The sequence below is a fragment of the Enterobacter cloacae complex sp. 302F9 genome (assembly GCF_050030335.1).
Classification (GTDB): Bacteria; Pseudomonadota; Gammaproteobacteria; order Enterobacterales; family Enterobacteriaceae; genus Enterobacter; species Enterobacter hormaechei_C.
The window spans coordinates 4,707,668-4,723,839 of record NZ_JBLGUC010000001.1 but is presented as its reverse complement, the minus strand read 5'-3'; the positions used below and the strand labels follow the sequence as shown (position 1 = coordinate 4,723,839).

Annotated in this window: 14 protein-coding genes; 7 read left to right on the top strand and 7 right to left on the bottom strand. The window is 55.4% G+C overall.

What is annotated here, in order from left to right:
* Positions 1-2: 2 nt before the first annotated feature.
* Entirely contained in the window at positions 3-3,053 is a 3,051-nt protein-coding gene (fdnG, locus tag ACQG0T_RS22875; protein WP_085929672.1) for a formate dehydrogenase-N subunit alpha, read from the bottom strand.
* A 371-nt stretch (positions 3,054-3,424) separates the two neighbouring features.
* On the opposite strand from fdnG, the gene fdhD reads away from it, so the two are divergent.
* From fdhD to ACQG0T_RS22845, 6 genes are all read left to right on the top strand, one after another.
* A complete protein-coding gene (gene fdhD, locus ACQG0T_RS22870; protein WP_017382677.1) occupies positions 3,425-4,261 on the top strand; it encodes a formate dehydrogenase accessory sulfurtransferase FdhD in 837 nt (278 codons plus the stop codon).
* 114 nt (positions 4,262-4,375) lie between these two features.
* A complete protein-coding gene (locus ACQG0T_RS22865) occupies positions 4,376-4,588 on the top strand; it encodes a DUF1471 domain-containing protein (protein ID WP_015569916.1) in 213 nt (70 codons plus the stop codon).
* Positions 4,589-5,074: 486 nt separating this feature from the next.
* Entirely contained in the window at positions 5,075-5,788 is a 714-nt protein-coding gene (locus ACQG0T_RS22860) for a DUF1120 domain-containing protein (RefSeq protein WP_015569917.1), read from the top strand.
* A gap of 77 nt (positions 5,789-5,865) precedes the next feature.
* A complete protein-coding gene (locus ACQG0T_RS22855; protein ID WP_045142619.1) occupies positions 5,866-6,552 on the top strand; it encodes a fimbria/pilus chaperone family protein in 687 nt (228 codons plus the stop codon).
* 26 nt (positions 6,553-6,578) lie between these two features.
* Positions 6,579-9,002 (top strand): fimbrial biogenesis usher protein, encoded by a 2,424-nt coding sequence (locus ACQG0T_RS22850; RefSeq protein WP_252051970.1) that lies wholly within the window; start codon positions 6,579-6,581, stop codon positions 9,000-9,002.
* Positions 8,993-9,592 carry a hypothetical protein gene (locus ACQG0T_RS22845; protein ID WP_252051968.1) on the top strand — a complete coding sequence of 200 codons (600 nt, stop codon included), beginning with the start codon at positions 8,993-8,995 and terminating at the stop codon, positions 9,590-9,592. Before ACQG0T_RS22850 ends, ACQG0T_RS22845 begins: the two co-directional genes overlap by 10 nt.
* Positions 9,593-9,634: 42 nt before the next feature.
* Here ACQG0T_RS22845 and ACQG0T_RS22840 read toward each other — a convergent pair whose 3' ends face one another.
* The 6 genes from ACQG0T_RS22840 to ACQG0T_RS22815 form a co-directional block, all read right to left on the bottom strand.
* Positions 9,635-11,377 (bottom strand): putative frv operon regulatory protein, encoded by a 1,743-nt coding sequence (locus tag ACQG0T_RS22840; protein ID WP_426723873.1) that lies wholly within the window; start codon positions 11,375-11,377, stop codon positions 9,635-9,637.
* A 9-nt stretch (positions 11,378-11,386) separates the two neighbouring features.
* Positions 11,387-12,448 (bottom strand): aminopeptidase, encoded by a 1,062-nt coding sequence (locus ACQG0T_RS22835; RefSeq protein WP_252051964.1) that lies wholly within the window; start codon positions 12,446-12,448, stop codon positions 11,387-11,389.
* On the bottom strand, positions 12,438-13,883 hold the full coding sequence (locus ACQG0T_RS22830) for a PTS fructose-like transporter subunit IIBC (RefSeq protein ID WP_165468591.1): 1,446 nt from the start codon (positions 13,881-13,883) through the stop codon (positions 12,438-12,440). The genes ACQG0T_RS22835 and ACQG0T_RS22830 overlap by 11 nt, the downstream gene beginning before the upstream one ends.
* A gap of 10 nt (positions 13,884-13,893) precedes the next feature.
* Positions 13,894-14,340, bottom strand: coding sequence for a PTS fructose transporter subunit IIA (locus tag ACQG0T_RS22825; RefSeq protein WP_045615349.1), 447 nt, complete (start codon positions 14,338-14,340; stop codon positions 13,894-13,896).
* A 186-nt stretch (positions 14,341-14,526) separates the two neighbouring features.
* Positions 14,527-14,850, bottom strand: a complete 324-nt coding sequence (locus ACQG0T_RS22820) for an AzlD domain-containing protein (protein ID WP_017382685.1) — start codon at positions 14,848-14,850, stop codon at positions 14,527-14,529.
* A complete protein-coding gene (locus ACQG0T_RS22815) occupies positions 14,850-15,509 on the bottom strand; it encodes an AzlC family ABC transporter permease (RefSeq protein WP_015569922.1) in 660 nt (219 codons plus the stop codon). The genes ACQG0T_RS22820 and ACQG0T_RS22815 overlap by 1 nt, the downstream gene beginning before the upstream one ends.
* Positions 15,510-15,612: 103 nt before the next feature.
* On the opposite strand from ACQG0T_RS22815, the gene ACQG0T_RS22810 reads away from it, so the two are divergent.
* Complete coding sequence (locus ACQG0T_RS22810) at positions 15,613-16,161, top strand: helix-turn-helix domain-containing protein (protein WP_003861973.1); 549 nt, start codon at positions 15,613-15,615, stop codon at positions 16,159-16,161.
* Positions 16,162-16,172 lie beyond the last annotated feature (11 nt).

The window sequence follows — 16,172 nt, the reverse complement described above, 5'->3', positions numbered from 1 at the left end:
CGTTACACCTTTTCCACGTTCACGAGGAAGGCCTTAAACTCCGGCGTCTGCGTGTTCGCATCGCCGACGAACGGCGTCAGGGTGTTCGCAATGAACCCTTTCTTCGCCACGCCCTCATAACCCCAGTGAATTGGGATGCCGATGGTATCCACCTGCTGACCGTGAACGTTCAGCGTGCGAATACGCTTGGTCACCACCGCCTTGGCTTTGATGTAGCCGCGGTTAGAGGAGACCTTCACGGTATCGCCATGGGCAATGCCGAGTTTGTTCGCCAGCTTCTCGCCGATCTCCACAAACTGCTCCGGCTGCGCGATGGCATTCAGCAGCGCGTGCTTGGTCCAGTAGTGGAAGTGCTCGGTCAGACGGTAAGTGGTGCCGACATAAGGGAACTTGTCCTTTTTACCCAGCGCTTCAAAATCGCCCTTGAAGATGCGGGCTGCCGGGTTAGAGACCACGTTCGGGTGCAGCGGGTTAGTACCCAGCGGCGTCTCAAACGGCTCGTAGTGTTCCGGGAACGGACCTTCCGCCATCTTATCGATAGCAAACAGGCGCCCCATCCCTTCAGGCTGCATGATAAACGGCCCGACATCGCTGCCTGGTGCGGCAGTGCTGTAGTCCGGAATATCCACGCCGCCCCATTTCGCGCCGTCCCACTTCAGCAGCTGACGCTTCGGATCCCACGGGTTGCCCTGCGGGTCAGCTGAGGCGCGGTTATAGAGGATGCGGCGGTTAAGCGGCCATGCCCATGCCCAGCCCAGCGTATTGCCGAGGCCCGACGGGTCGGCGTTATCGCGGTTGGCCATCTGGTTGCCTTTTGGCGTCCAGCTACCGGCAAAGATCCAGCAGCCGCTGGAGGTCGTACCGTCATCGCGCAGGTGCGCAAAGGTGCTGAGCTGATCGCCTTTCTTCGCCAGCACCGCACCGGTCGCCGGGTCGATAACGTCCGCCAGCGCCTTACCGTTGCTCTCCATCGCCACTTCTTCCGGAGACGGATTCTCTGGCGTCGAGTAGTTCCAGGTCATGTTCAGCACCGGCTCAGGCGTTGCGCCGCCTTCAGCCGCGTACATTTTACGCAGACGTAAGAAGATACCGGCCAGGATCTCGCCGTCGTTCAAGGCGATGCCCGGGGCATCCGCGCCTTTCCAGTGCCACTGCAACCAGCGGCCGGAGTTGACGATAGACCCGTTCTCTTCCGCGAAGCAGGTAGACGGCAGACGGAACACTTCGGTCTGAATCTTCGACGGATCGACATCGTTCGACTCACCGTGGTTCTGCCAGAACGTCGACGTTTCGGTATTGAGCGGGTCAATCGTCACCAGGAACTTCAGCTTCGACAGAGACTCGACAACCTTGTTCTTGTTCGGGAACGACGCCACCGGGTTAAAGCCCTGGCAGATATAGCCGTTGACCTGGCCCTGGTGCATCATTTCGAAGTACTGAAGTACGTCGTAACCTTTGTCCCACTTCGGCAGCCAGTCAAAGCCCCAGCTGTTTTCCGCCGTCGCCTTGTCACCGTAGAAGGCTTTCATCAGCGAGACGAAGAACTTCGGATAGTTGCCCCAGTAGTTCACCTGGCCTTCGAGCAGCGGTTTTGGCGTGCTGGCCGTCAGGTAGGTTTGCAGATCGGTCTGTTTCTCGCTCGGCAGGTTCATGTAACCCGTCAGGCTCTGAGACAGCAGGCCGAGGTCGGTCAGACCCTGAATGTTGGAGTGACCGCGCAGGGCGTTCACGCCGCCGCCTGCCATCCCCATGTTGCCGAGGAGCAGCTGAACCATCGCCATGGTGCGGATGTTCTGCGCGCCGATGGAGTGCTGCGTCCAGCCGAGCGCATACAGGAACGACGCGGTTTTATCTTTCGCGCTGGTTTCCGCAATCAGCTCGCACACCTTCAGGAAATCCGCTTTCGGCGTCCCACAGATGTTTTCGACAACCTCCGGCGTGTAGCGGGAAACGTGCTCTTTCAGCAGGTTCCACACGCAGCGCGGGTGTTGCAGGGTGGTGTCGCGCTTCGCAAAGCCGTTTTCGTCCAGCTCGTAGTTCCAGCTGGTTTTGTCGTATTTGCGTTTTTCGGCGTCATAACCGCTGAACAGGCCATCTTCGAAGTGGTAATCCTCACGCACGATCAGGCTGGCGTTGGTATAGGCTTCGGTGTACTCGCGGTTATATTTTTCGTTGGTCATCAGGTACAGCAATACGCCTGACAGGAAAGTGATGTCAGTACCTGAACGAATAGGGGTGTAGAAATCCGCCACTGACGCTGTACGCGTAAAGCGGGGATCGATCACAATCAGCTTCGCGCCGTTGTGGATTTTGGCTTCCATCGCCCAGCGGAACCCGACAGGGTGCGCTTCAGCGGCGTTACCGCCCATCACCACAATGAGGTTGGCGTTTTTGATGTCGACCCAGTGGTTGGTCATCGCACCGCGACCAAATGTTGGAGCAAGACTTGCTACCGTTGGTCCGTGTCAGACACGCGCCTGGTTGTCGACCGCGAGCATACCGAGTGCGCGCGTAAATTTCTGGGTTAAATAGCCGGTTTCGTTACTGGACGCAGAAGCACACAGCATGCCGGTGGAGAGCCAGCGGTTAACGGTGGTGCCTTCGGCATTCTTCGCGATAAAGTTGGCATCGCGGTCTTCTTTCATCAGCTTAGCGATGCGATCGAACGCTTCCTCCCAGCTGATTTGCTGCCATTTGTCAGAGCCGGGAGCGCGATACTCAGGAAACTTCAGGCGGCTTTCGGAGTGGATAAAATCTACCAGACCGGCCCCTTTCGGACACAGCGCACCACGGTTGACCGGGTGATCCGGATCGCCTTCGATGTGGAAAATGGATGCTTTGGCGTTTTTCGCACCGTCGCCGAGGCTATACATTAACAGCCCACAGCCGACGGAGCAGTACGTACAGGTGTTACGGGTTTCGCGGGTGCGCAGCAGTTTATACTGCCGTGTTTCCGCCAGCGCTACACCGGGCGCAAAGCCCAGTGCCGCCGCCGTGGTGCCTGCCATACCGCCAGCGCAGATCTTAAAGAACTGCCTTCTGCTGACCTGCATGGGTCACTCCTTGGTTCATTACGACATTGCTATGTAGTTTTACTTTGCGGTTGAGAATTAACCGCAAAGGAGAAAAATTTGCATTAATCCCTCATTTCTCCGAGGGATAAGCCCAGAATACCACAATGTCGGTACGCCTGTTCTAACGGGGTTAAAACAAAGTGAACGTATTATCACGGCATTGATTATAAAATGTGATATCAATCACATTTTATCCTGTGCATGTTAAAGAGGTGTAGCAGCTGATCGGTTGCACCCCTCCGTATTGAGTAGGAGAATGGTTGCTGAAAAGTTGATCCATACTATGCGTAAGGCCTGCCGTTTGTGTTGCAATAGCAGGCTCACTTCCGTGGTTGTTCAGGAATACCGTTGTGTCTAAACAAAACCGTGCTGCCCACGTGTCGCCACTGCCTGCGGGCATTGTGGAACTGTCGGTACACAGACCGCCTCACATTTCACATGCCACGCCGGATTTTCTGGCGGAAGAGGTCCCCGTTGCCCTGGTTTACAACGGGATTTCGCATGTGGTGATGATGGCTTCGCCGAAAGATCTGGAACTGTTCGCCATAGGTTTTTCCCTCTCGGAAGGCATCATTGCGCATCCGCAGGAGATCTACGGTATGGATGTGGTTCAGGCCTGTAATGGCCTTGAAGTACAAATCGAACTCTCCAGTCGTCGCTTTATGGGGCTGAAAGAGCGCCGCCGGGCGCTGGCCGGACGTACCGGCTGCGGCGTGTGCGGCGTTGAACAGCTTAACGATATCGGTAAGCCCGTCGCGCCGCTGCCGTTTACCCAGACCTTCAACCTCGGTAACCTCGACAAAGCCCTGGAGCACCTCAATGATGTCCAGCCCATAGGTCAGCTGAGCGGCTGTACACATGCTGCGGCGTGGGTGCTCCCGTCGGGCGAGATCGTCGGAGGTCATGAAGATGTAGGCCGCCATGTGGCGCTGGATAAGCTGCTGGGCCGTCGCGCGCGTGAAGATGCCGTCTGGCAGCAAGGGGCCGCGCTCGTTTCCAGCCGCGCCAGCTATGAAATGGTGCAGAAAGCGGCCATGTGCGGCGTGGAGATCCTGTTTGCGGTGTCGGCTGCGACAACGCTGGCGGTCGAAGTGGCAGAGCGCTGCAACCTGACGCTGGTGGGGTTCTGCAAGCCGGGCAGGGCGACAATTTACACCCATCCGCAGCGATTGATTGTTAATCAGTAATTTTGAATGAGTATAGCAAAACCTTCCGCTTTTAGTTGTTCATGATGAGGGCTAGTATTTATCTCATCAAGGCACGGTGCCTTATCTAAACAACTTAACGAAAAGGTTTATCTCATGAAAAGCATCAAAACTTTTGTCGCTGTAATCGCTCTGGCTGCTTCTTTCGGTTCTTTCGCTGCGCAGACTGTGACTGCATCCGCCTCTACGCTGGATGGTGCAGAAGCTAAAATCGCCGCACAGGCTCAGGAAGCGGGCGCGTCATCCTACAAAATTACCCAGGCATTCACCGGTAACCGCGTACACATGACCGCTGAACTGAACAAATAAGTCATATAGCCGCTGTCCCTTGCTTTTCGGAGCAGGGACAGGTTTCATTCTGCTCCCCTGTTTTATCCCGCCTTCCTGTACAAACCGCCTGTATTTTCAACCTGACAGAAAATAGCCATATCCTCCGGGATATTTCTTATTGGTTGAATAATAACTATAATGTTCCGTCCGGTTGAGTTACCCTTACTTAAAAATCAGCAATCTCATACATGATCTAAATACAAGGTCTGACCAGTTCTTTTAATTCATTTCAATAATGTATGATTTCATGTCTTTCAGACTGTATTTCGGGGTTTATTATATAAATAATCAATAATTGATCCCAAATAATAAGGAAATCCTCAGGCTTTAATCCTAAAGAGATTCGGAGTCATTGACCCCGGTTATTCATGATGATAGTTTCAAAAACAATATTAAATCTTTACCCCTAAAACCAAATATTTCTCTTTTGGTTTATTTTGTATTTAACTCATATAAGGAAATTAAATGAACGCGATGTTTAAAAAAGGAGTGCTGGCATCTGTACTGGCAGTAGCGGCGTCTTCAGCAATGGCGGCTTCCAGTGTTGATATTCAGGTTACGGGGAAAATTGTTCCGTCTTCCTGTACACCGGCATTTATTAGCGGTGGCGGTATTGCTGATTTCGGTACCATGAAGGTGGCTAGTCTGAATTCCACCACCCCAACCCCTCTGGCGGATGTTAAAATTATCCCTATTTCTATTACCTGTGAAGAAGCGACCCGCGTTGGCGTGACCTTTAACGATTCGCATGTGGATTCTGCGCCTACGGAGAATATGCCGGTGAACTTTATTGATTCGGATTTCATTACCAGTGCGGGTTTTACGGCTGGCCTGGGGATGTATGGCGATAAGAAGATTGGCGCTTATTCAATGGGTATCCAAAAGACCGACGGGGCGACGACCAACGGAGACGGTGTAAACCTTTATCCAATCTTCACCAGCGATAACGGCGCATCATGGGGAGTTAAAAGCGGGTTTCGCTACTTACAGGTGAAACCTGATAAGAGTGAGATTTATTCCTTCACAGATCAAGCGACCGGTACAGTGGCACCTGTTGCACAAACTAAAATTAACTTCAACGTGGGCATTGCCGCGATGATTAACCCAACCAACGATTTAAATATCACGGATGAAGCCACCCTGGACGGCTTAACCAACGTTGAGCTGGTTTATCTGTAATCACCCCCACGTATCATGAAATACCTGACACCTCACCCCGGTGGGGTGTCCTATACCAATATTAATGGACTAATATTATGCTGCTTTTAAAGAGAACGCTGATCTGTGCCTGCCTGCTGGCCTCATTCAACGGTATGGCTGCCGGGATGGTGCCGGATACCTCGCTGCTTATTGTCAATGAAGACAAGCAGGGGGCCAGCATGGATGTCAAAAACACCGATGCTGAAGCACAGCTGCTGTACACCAAAATTATTGATCTCCCGGACGACCCCAAACCGGGTCTGATTGCCACGCAGCCGGTTGTGCGCGTAGATGCGGGTAAAACCCAGCGCGTGCGTTTTGTGCTGAAAAATAGTAATGAGCCGCTGAAGGTGGAACATTTTAAGCGTGTCATTTTTACCGCTATCCCACAGCGTGAAAAAAATAAAGTTAAAGTGGTGTTTAGCCAGAACCTTCCCGTCATTATTCACCCGGCTGGCCTGGCGGTAAATATTGAACCCTGGAAGGCACTCACCTGGCAAATAAAAAATGGCAATGTCACGGTTGAGAATAATACGCCTTATGTCGTCCGACTGGAGCAAAAGGTGAAATTAATGGCCTCGGGTACGATCGCGACATTAGCTAAGACCTACATTCTTCCTGGCGAAAAAATGACGGCCAGCGCGTCAGCCAAAATATCAGCATCCGAAAAACAAATCGAAATCTATCCGGCAACGCGTTATGGCTATAAGGCAGGGAATTATATCGCCGACCTTCAGCAATAAAATCACTTAACAAACATGGAGTAGTTATGTTAAACGGTTCCTGTAAAAAGGGAATGCTCGTGTTTTGCCTTAGCGTGCTGGCATTTAATATTCGGGCTGAGATTTCCTCTAATGCGAATGAATCTCTGGAACTGGCGCGAGCCATATTTGACAGCGATGCTTTAAAAAATAACGGGCTTGATCCGGCCATTGCGGATTACTATTCCCTCACTCCCCGTTTTACCCCTGGCTACCATAATGTGACGGTTAATATTAATGGTAAGCAGCGCAATATTATGCCCGTGAAATTTGATGAGGAAGGAACGCCCTGTATTGATAAAGCGTTTCTGGAAAACGCGGGCCTGATTAAACAGACGAAAAGAGGCACCTGCCCGAAGATTTATCACTACTGGTCCGGATCAACGATTCAGACTTCGCCGGATATTGATGAAATATCGGTTGTTGTACCGCCTGAAGCGATCGACCCTGATTATGACCGACAGTTCGCCGAGGTGCGTGGCGGACGTGCAGCCATGCTGAATTACTCCATGTTTGGCACCCATAATCACTATGATGATGAGAACGCTGACCGTTTCCAGTCGACCTTTGAAATGGGCTTTAATGCCGGAGACTGGATTGTGCGCAGCACGCAGTTCATTAGCGACGGCAGCGATCAGGATTTTGATGTCGACTCCCTCTACACCTATGCCCAGCGTACCTTTACCGATTATGGCGTGATGGTGCAGGGTGGCCAGATTAACATCGCCAACAGCCGCTTCAGTATTCCGGGAATTTACGGGGTCCAGATGATGCCGGATACCGCACTCACTCCTCAGGTGGGGACGGGCGTCGAAGTCAGCGGTATTGCCCGTAATCCGCAGGCGCGCGTCGATATCCGCCAGGGCGGACAGCTTATTTACTCAACGCTGGTTCCTGCCGGTCCGTTCAACCTGGATGACGTGCCGCTGGCGAACCTCAACACCGACCTGAACGTAACGGTCACCGAGACTGATGGCAGCGAAAACCGATTCACTGTCTCGGCAAGTACGTTCCGCAGCAATCATATAGGCCGTGCCCCGGGCTTTACGCTGGCTATGGGCCGCGTTGAAGACATGGACTCACGCTTTGAAAATCCGTGGGTGGTGTCCGCCAACAACGGCTGGTCTGTCAATAAGCGTGTCAATTTCCTGGCCGGTATGGTGATGGCGGATAACCACTATTATGGCTTCTCCGGCAACCTCGATACCATACCGATGCAGAACCTGTATGCCTCGTTGGGTTTTCTGGCGTCAATAGACAACCAGACGCAAACCGACGGCAACAAAACGACGCTGGATCTGGGTTACTCCCTGCCGTGGGGCATTGGGCTTTCGCTGGGCGGCAGCTATGGCACGCCGGACTACCGCGAGATGACGGAACTTTACGGCGACGATGACGATATGTCGCAAACCAAATACGACACCAGCGTCGGTATCAACTGGTCGAGTACCACGCTGGGCCGCTTTTCCCTCAGCTATTATCGCAACGAGAGCTGGAACAGCGACTATGACAGTCGCCGGTTTATCTCGTCGTGGTCACAGACTTTTAAATACTTCAACGTGAGCGTGAACTGGGAGTCGGATGTCAGCCGGCACGACAGCAGCGACAACGATCAGTTTTACGTAAACGTGTCGATCCCGCTGGGACGCTCAGGCGTGACAACCAGCTCCTGGTATCGCGAGAGCGAAGGTAAGCGTTCTTACGGCACGCGGGCAATGGGCTCGCTCAACGCTGAGAACCAGTACACGGTGGGGGTCACTCAGGACCAGGAAGAGAACACCACCAGCTGGGACAGCTCGCTGAACAGTAATCTGCATTACACCAACCTGGCGCTGGCGGCAGGAGGAGATAACGACAGCAATACCAACTACTCAGCAGCATTAAGCGGCGGGATTGTCGCCCACAGCGACGGGGTGACCTTCTCGCCTTACCGCGTGACCGATACGTACGCCATTGCCAGACTGGATAAACCGGTGGCTGGCATCGAGATAGGCACCTCGCGCGGCGCGGTATGGACCGATAAATGGGGCCAGGCGATTATTCCTGCGCTGTCGCCGTTCCGTGAAAGTACGATTGAGATCAACACGGAAAGCCTGCCAGGCAATCTGGACGTAAGAAATGGCCGAACGGCGATCAAAGCGTCTCACGGCGCCGTGGCGAAGTGGGAGTTTGCGACGTTAAGCCAGCGCCGCGTGCTGCTCAGTATCAGCCGTGCGGACGGTACGCCGCTGCCGGAAGGGGTCTCGATTGTGGATGCGGCAGGGGAGTATGTGACGAGCGCGCCAGAAGACGGCGTGATCTTCCTGAACGATATCTCCGCCAGCCAGCAGCTGTATGCGAAGCTGGATGAAGGGCGTTGCAGGCTGACGTACACCCTGCCGGAGGCAGAACCGAATAAATTCTATGAAGAGGTGACAGGGAAATGTCTCTGAATAACGTTCGTCAATACGCGCTGATGCTTATGTTGCTCTGCGGTGCAGCGGGACTTTCGGGTGTGGCGCAGGCCGATGACGGCGCCTGTGAAATGATGTCGGCGGTGAAGAAAGTCGATTACGGGCGCTACCGTAAAGAGGATATGCGGCAAACGTCCGCTGAGCATATTGGCAAAGTGTATAACGGTTATGCTTCTGTGACGCGTGAAGTTCAGGTTTCGGTGCTGTGTCCGGATGCGCGCAAAATGCGCCTCTCCGTAGACGGGATTGCCCGACAGAACCTGGCGTATCGTTTTACGGATAACGGCGCGATGAAAATCGAATTTAAAGATGGGCGGGTAGACGGGAACCCCGTGCAGCTGGCCGCGGTCGATATTGGCGCGGTAGCCGTTCAGGGAGGCGCTTCTCAGGTGACGCTAAAGCCGGAAAAAGCGCTGGCTGCGGTAAACGGTACAGAAGTGGCGGGCGAGCAGTTTGTCGCCACCATGATGATCACGACCTATCTCTCTGACAAGGCATTTAGCGTTACTAACACCACGGATTTTGAAGAAACGCTGACGCTTAACGTCGATACGCTTCCTGCGCGCTAATCGTTCTGTCCCTGCTCTTCTGTGCAGGGACAGTTCCTTTCTTCAGCGCAATAACGCAATAAATGTCTCGTAACTGTCCACACTGTCGATCTGCTGCGGCGAATGACTGCTTAACATGCCGGCCAGAAAACTAAATACTTTCTGCTCCTGCCGATTTTCCACGCTGGCACAGGCGATAAGGGCGTGCTTCACGGGTTCGCTGTTCACGTGAAGCGTGCGTTCCAGCATAATAAAATATCCGCGAAATGGCCCCGCGGCCTCGCTCCAGCAGTGGGGGATCGCCACGTGGTTGACGATCAGATTCTCGCCCTCCCGTTCGCGCTGACTAATGCGTAGCGCTTCATCTTCGGTAATTAACTGCCTTTTACAGAGACGCGCGGTAACGGCGGCGATGACCTCATCCCAGCTCTCGCAGGTGCGGTTCGCGTAGTAAAAAGATCCCTCTGGCGGGAAAAAGCGTTCAGGTTGCTGGCGAATAAACGCCGAGGCCAGGAAATCCTTACTCTGATCGATACCCGCCGCGGTAATGATGTTGCGTATAACCAGTACGTTACGTAGGCCTTCATCCAGCAGAAAGTGGCTGTTATTCACAATCAGCGCCGGATGGCTTTCGTCTGTCAGGGCCACAAGTTCATCGGGCGTGAAGGCGACAACGACCCGGCAGTTCATCACCTCTCGCTCAATGGCCATTTTATTGATGGTCGCAATGGCGTTTTGATCGGCAAGCAGAAAGATGGGCGTCCATGCGCTGTGGTGTCGCTCCAGTGCACAGGCGAAATAGAGTCCCGGCAGATCGCTGTCGATAAGCGGGATGTCGATCTCCATGCGCAACTGGTTGATGAATTTTACGCTCATATCAAACGCGGCAGGCCACGCGGCCTTAAGGTTATTCATCGAGCCGGGTCGGCTTTCCGGCAGCCAGTTTGGCATCGCCACGCAACGTTTCAGGTGGGCGGTCAGGTCATCTTTCAGCTGAGCGTCGATCACCTGCGGCTGCCCTGCGGCGGACAGCCTCGCCAGCTGGCCGGCGACATACGCTGATGTGATACCATTGGCGTGTTGCTGTAGCCGATTGAGCGTGCTGGCGATGACGTTAATCACCGTCGGACTGAGCCAGATCCCCGTCCGCTCGCAGCAGTCGCGAAGCGCGTCAGATTCGGCGACGTCGGCGTAAACCGGAAGCTGCTGGCGCAGGGCGTATCCGGCCAAAACCATGCTGGCCCGATAATCTGCCTGAATATCCGGCCACGCCGTCAGGCTCTGACAGTGCGCGTGCAGCATGGATAAGGTTGCCGGGGCAATCCCCGCCAGCGGAAACGCCAGCGGATCCTTTTTGAACAGGTTAGCCAGCAGGATCAGGCGCTTATCCGGGTCGACATCAATGAAGTACCCGGCGCCGGGACGGCTGGCGAGCGGGAATGCGCGCGCATAGCGCTGCCGCAGGCGCGGCAGACGCTCGGCAATCCAGGCATCGGGAAGGTTTAGCGCATCCGCCAGCTGCGCGCGGGACATCACCGGGCGGATCAGCAGCAGCGCCAGCAGCCGGTCATCATTATCATAGCGCTGTAACAGCCGGAAATACTGTTTTCTGTCGGCAATCTCAAGCTGGTACAGGGCACTGCCCGTCGCCCTGATCCGCGCCGTGCCGCTGAGGGTGAAATTGATGTAGTCGATATCACGCAGGATGGTGCGGGCAGAAACGCCGGTATGCTGGGCCAGGCCGCTGAGTGCCGCAGGCTGCGACTCCAGCGCATCGAGTAAAGCAAACTGACGTTCGTTGAGCATGGCGGGTCCTTAGCGAAAATCCGTTAGCGCGGCGACCTGCGTTTCATCAAGCGACATCAGCAGTTCATGCACCATGTCCAGCGCCGCGTCATAATCCTTTTGGGAGATCATACCGCTGTTGGCGTGCAAATACCGTGTCGGCAGACAAAGCGCCACCACGGGCCGCCCGCCACCCATCACGTTATACCGCCCGCCGTCGGTTGCGCCGGTTTTCATGGTGCTGAACTGTAACGGCGCGCCTTGTTTTTCTGCGCTTTGCCTGAGCAGGGCCACCAGCTTTTGACTGGGGAAGTAACGCTTGTCGAACAGCATCACGCCGGGGCCGTCGCCCAGATTTAGCGGATATTTAATGGCGTCGATGCCCGGCACGTCGCCTGCGACGGCGGTATCCAGCACAATCACCACGTCAGGCTTAATGCACTCGGCGGAGGTTTGCGCCCCGCGTAAGCCCACCTCTTCCTCGACGCTGCCCACGCCGTACAGGGTGATATTCGGGTTGTTCACCGTCAGCAGCAACTCAGCCATTAAAGCGCAGCCCACGCGGTTATCCAGCGCTTTGGCGACAATTTTATCGTCGCCCCAGCGGGCGAAGTTCGCTTCCGGACAGACGAAATCCCCCATTGCAATCCCGTATTTTTCCACCTCTTCGCGGCTGTTCGCGCCAATATCGATAAACATCTCATCAAATGTAATCGGCTGCTGCTTTTGCTTTTCGCTCAGCGCATGGGGCGCGACTGAGCCAATCACCCCCGGAATTTTTGCGCCGCTGCGGGTGCGGATTGTCACGCGATGGTTGAGCATCGACTTGCTCCACCAGCCGCCGATGGTGTCGAAGCGGATAAATCCCGCCCCGGTGATATGGGTGACCATAAAGCCCACTTCATCCATATGCCCGACAATAGCCACCTTCGGCCCGCGCGTGCCCTTGCGGGCGATAACGCTGCCCAGGCCGTCAAAGGTGATCTCATCCGCATGGCCTTCAAGGGTGTCGATCAAAATATCCCGCGCTTCCTGTTCGTCGCCGCTGACCGCGCTGGCATCGCAAAGGGATTTCAGTAAATCAATGTTCATGTGCCTTCTCCATACGGGCAGCTTTGCGCTTCAGCCACCCGCTTTTCAGAACGATAATCAACGCAATGTTCAGCGCCAGGCCGATGGCCAGTACCAGATAAAACGAGCCAGCTGGTGACATCAGGCCAATCAGCGGATCGAACACGCCAAGACCGGGTGCCAGGCGTTGAATACCAAACGAGATAGTGAGCATGCCCGCGATCCCTCCGCTCAGGGTATTTGCGGTCAGCATGGGCAGCGGGGCCGCCAGCGCATAAGGGATGGCAGGTTCGGTGGCGACGGTCGCGCCCACCACAATGGCGCTGCTGGCGGCCGCTTTTTCCTGTTCGGTAAACAGCTTCGGTGCCAGATAAGTGGCGATACCTGCGGCAACGGGTGGCATCAGCGCTACCACGCCGACGATGGCGTACCAGTCGTAGATATGTTTTTCCAGCAGCGAGAAGCAGAAGAACCACGCGGTTTTGTTGACCGGACCGCCCATATCGAACGCCAGCATCGCGCCCACCAGGAAGGCCGCGCCGAGCTTCATCGACGGTGGAATGGTGTTGAGGAAATGCAGCAGGCCGCCCATCAGATCGGACATTAGCGGCCCGACAACGTACCAGGTCAATACGCCAAACACCAGCAGCGTCACGAACGGGATCAGCATCGAGCCCAGCAGCGGCTGCAACGCTTTCCCGAGCTTCAGCTTGCGAAACCACAGCACGAAGTAACCTATTGCCAGTCCCAGCACCACCGCGCCAAGAAATCCCGCGCCGGACTGCGTGCCCAGCAGCCCTTTATCGTTCGCCAGATAGCAGACCAGGAACGCCGGAGCAAAAGCGGGTTTGTCGGCAATCGACGAGGCGATGTACGCCCCCATAATCGGGATCATAAAGGTGAAGCCCAGGTAACCGATCGATTCGACAACCCAGGTAAACGATGGTGCGCCTTTCGACATATCGCTATAAGGCAAACCGAACTGCACCAGCATATTGGCGAGCGCTACCAGAATCCCCCCACCGATAACGAACGGCAGCGCGGCAGAAACGCCCGCCATCAGATGACTCATCACGCTGCCTTTCTCCACCTCCTGTTTACCGAGCTTCACGCCACTCTCTTCGGCAAAACGCTGCGACTGGGTGGGTAAATTGTCAAAGATCGCGTCGATATTCTTCAGCGCCTGGGAAATGGGGATGGAATAAACCTGTTTCCCCGCAAAACGGGCGCGATCGTCGGCGCTTAGCCCGCGTCCGGTTGCCAGAATCACGTAATCAGCGGCGCGAATGGCTTCATCGCTGAGCCGGTTTTCCACGCCGCTGGATCCCTGCGTCTCTACCTGAATGGTATGGCCCAGATCACGCGCCTTACGCTCCAGCGCCTCCGCCACCATATAAGTGTGCGCGATACCCGCTGGGCAGTTGGTGATGGCCACTAACCGTAACGACGTTCCCATTGTTTGCTCCTTATTCGCTCAGCGTCTGGTTGAGCAGCGTGAGGATCTGCTCCTGACCGCCCTGTTTGAGTTGTGAGATAAATTCGGGGTGAATAATCTTCCGGCACAGGGTGCCAATCAGCTTCACCTGCGCCTCTTCTCCGTGCTGCGGCACGCCAAGGCAGATCCAGCAGGTTGCTGCTTCGCCGTCGCTGGCCTGCCAGTCCACGCTGGAGGCTTTACGTGCGAACAACACAAACGGTTGTGTGACCACGTGACTTTTACCGTGCGGCACGGCGACCCCGTTGCCGAAGCCGGTGGAGTGCAGTTTTTCGCGTAAAAGTAGCGTTTGTAAAAATGCGGCGCGGTCGGTCACAAAGCCGTTTTGCCAGGCCATCTCCGCCAGCTGTTTCAGGATGGAATAGGGGCTGTTGCCCTGAATGTTGAGATCGATACAAGCGGTCGTCAGGTGCGCCATCGCTTCACTCCGTTGAGAATTGCGTAACCTGATTCTACGGGTGAGGCGATATAAGGCTGAGCATGAAAATGTCAGCGGGGTATGACAAGACGACGGTGAGGAAGAGATGATTATTGTGGACGAGGCCACATTCCTGAAGGGACTGATTTTCCTGACGTATATATCATCGCCAGGAAAGGAAAGTTTTTAATGTAATCCCGCCAGACGCAGCAGCGCCGTCACCACCGCCGCCGCGACGATCACCACAATTAACGGCATTTTGCGCCAGGCCAGAAACACCGCGAACCCCACCCCCAGTACGCGCGCCATCCCGGCAAAATGGTCCCCTTCATAAAACGTTGTTGCCAGCGCGACGGAGAATAATAAAACGGTTGCCGCGTCTGAAAGCAGCGCCTGCGACCGTTCAGAAAGCGCCAGCCGGCTACCGAGTTTCGCCCCGCCGAGACGCATCAGATAGGTTCCGGCAGAAAGAATGGCGATGCCGAGAATAAAGACCGTCATGTTTTCCATTATTTTTTCCTCGCGGCAAGGCCGAGCAAAGAGAGCAGCACCGGCAGGCCAACCGGCGCAAACGGTACGGCGGCCAGCGACAACACTGCGCCGCTACAGGCGCGGATCAGCGTGGTACGGTTTTTAAATGCCGGCACCACTAACGCCAGCAGGATCGCCGGGAACACCGCGTCCAGCCCGATGGTTTCCGGGTCCGGCAGCAGCTTGCCGACCATCGCGCCCAGCACCGCCCCCAGCGGCCAGATGATTGCCACGCCCAGGCCGCACAGCCAGTAGGCCGCTTTACGCTGTTCGGCGGTTTTTTGCGACAGGCCGAACACCACACTTTCATCATTCATGATATGACAGCCCAGAAAGCTCAGGCCGCGCTTGCCCACCAGTTCACGCACCGTAACGCCGAACGGCACATGGCGCGCGTTAACCAGTAAACCGGCCGCTGCCGCTGCCAGCGGATTGCCGCCGCTCGCCACGATGCCGATAAACATAAACTCGGATGCGCCTGCCAGCACCGTGAGGGAGAGGACAAACGGCACCCACAGCGGGAAACCGTAGGCCATCGCCAGTGAGCCATAAGACATGCCGACCACGCCCACCGCGAGGCAGACCAGGACGATCGCTTTTATCGTGTCGCCTTTCAGGCAAGAGAGGTGATTCTTCATACCATTTTAGCCATATCGAACGTGTTTCCATTATAATGAACGCATCAGAAACGTTTTACAAGACGAACGATTCGTTCGTTATAGAGAGAAAGAGGCCGTTATTATGACGCAGCCAATCAGCGTGATCGCCAAAAGTCTGGTGCGAGAGCGCCTGCGAACCGGGCTCTCACTGGCGGAAATTGCTCGCCGTGCCGGGATCGCCAAATCCACGCTTTCTCAACTGGAGTCTGGCAACGGCAATCCTAGCCTGGAAACGCTGTGGTCGCTTTGCGTGGCGCTGGATATTCCGTTTGCTCGGTTACTGGAGCCGCAGCAACCCGTCACGCAGGTGATCCGCCGCGGCGAGGGCACAAAAGTCGTCGCCGGGCAGGCGAACTACGAGGCGATTTTGCTCGCGGCGTGTCCGCCTGGCGCGCGTCGTGATATCTATCTGCTGCTAACTCAGCCGGGGGCAGACCGTATTTCCCAGCCCCATCCGCCTGGTTCGGTTGAGCATATTATCGTGACCCAGGGGCGGGCGATGGTCGGTCTGATCGACGCGGCGGAAGAGCTCGGCCCGGGAGATTACATTTGCTACCCCGCTGACCAGCCGCATATCTTTAAGGCGCTGGAGCCAGATACGCACGCGCTGCTGGTGGCGGAACAAAACTAACAAAGATACGG

Bases quoted from the DNA above. Each gene is read 5' to 3' on its own strand.
- ACQG0T_RS22810 (WP_003861973.1), top strand. From the start codon at position 15,613: ATGACGCAGCCAATCAGCGTGATCGCCAAAAGTCTGGTGCGAGAGCGC.
- ACQG0T_RS22845 (WP_252051968.1), top strand. From the start codon at position 8,993: ATGTCTCTGAATAACGTTCGTCAATACGCGCTGATGCTTATGTTGCTC.
- ACQG0T_RS22835 (WP_252051964.1), bottom strand. From the start codon at position 12,448: ATGAACATTGATTTACTGAAATCCCTTTGCGATGCCAGCGCGGTCAGC.
- ACQG0T_RS22855 (WP_045142619.1), top strand. From the start codon at position 5,866: ATGCTGCTTTTAAAGAGAACGCTGATCTGTGCCTGCCTGCTGGCCTCA.
- ACQG0T_RS22815 (WP_015569922.1), bottom strand. From the start codon at position 15,509: ATGAAGAATCACCTCTCTTGCCTGAAAGGCGACACGATAAAAGCGATC.
- ACQG0T_RS22865 (WP_015569916.1), top strand. From the start codon at position 4,376: ATGAAAAGCATCAAAACTTTTGTCGCTGTAATCGCTCTGGCTGCTTCT.
- ACQG0T_RS22850 (WP_252051970.1), top strand. From the start codon at position 6,579: ATGTTAAACGGTTCCTGTAAAAAGGGAATGCTCGTGTTTTGCCTTAGC.
- ACQG0T_RS22840 (WP_426723873.1), bottom strand. From the start codon at position 11,377: ATGCTCAACGAACGTCAGTTTGCTTTACTCGATGCGCTGGAGTCGCAG.
- ACQG0T_RS22820 (WP_017382685.1), bottom strand. From the start codon at position 14,850: ATGGAAAACATGACGGTCTTTATTCTCGGCATCGCCATTCTTTCTGCC.
- ACQG0T_RS22830 (WP_165468591.1), bottom strand. From the start codon at position 13,883: ATGGGAACGTCGTTACGGTTAGTGGCCATCACCAACTGCCCAGCGGGT.
- ACQG0T_RS22860 (WP_015569917.1), top strand. From the start codon at position 5,075: ATGAACGCGATGTTTAAAAAAGGAGTGCTGGCATCTGTACTGGCAGTA.
- ACQG0T_RS22825 (WP_045615349.1), bottom strand. From the start codon at position 14,340: ATGGCGCACCTGACGACCGCTTGTATCGATCTCAACATTCAGGGCAAC.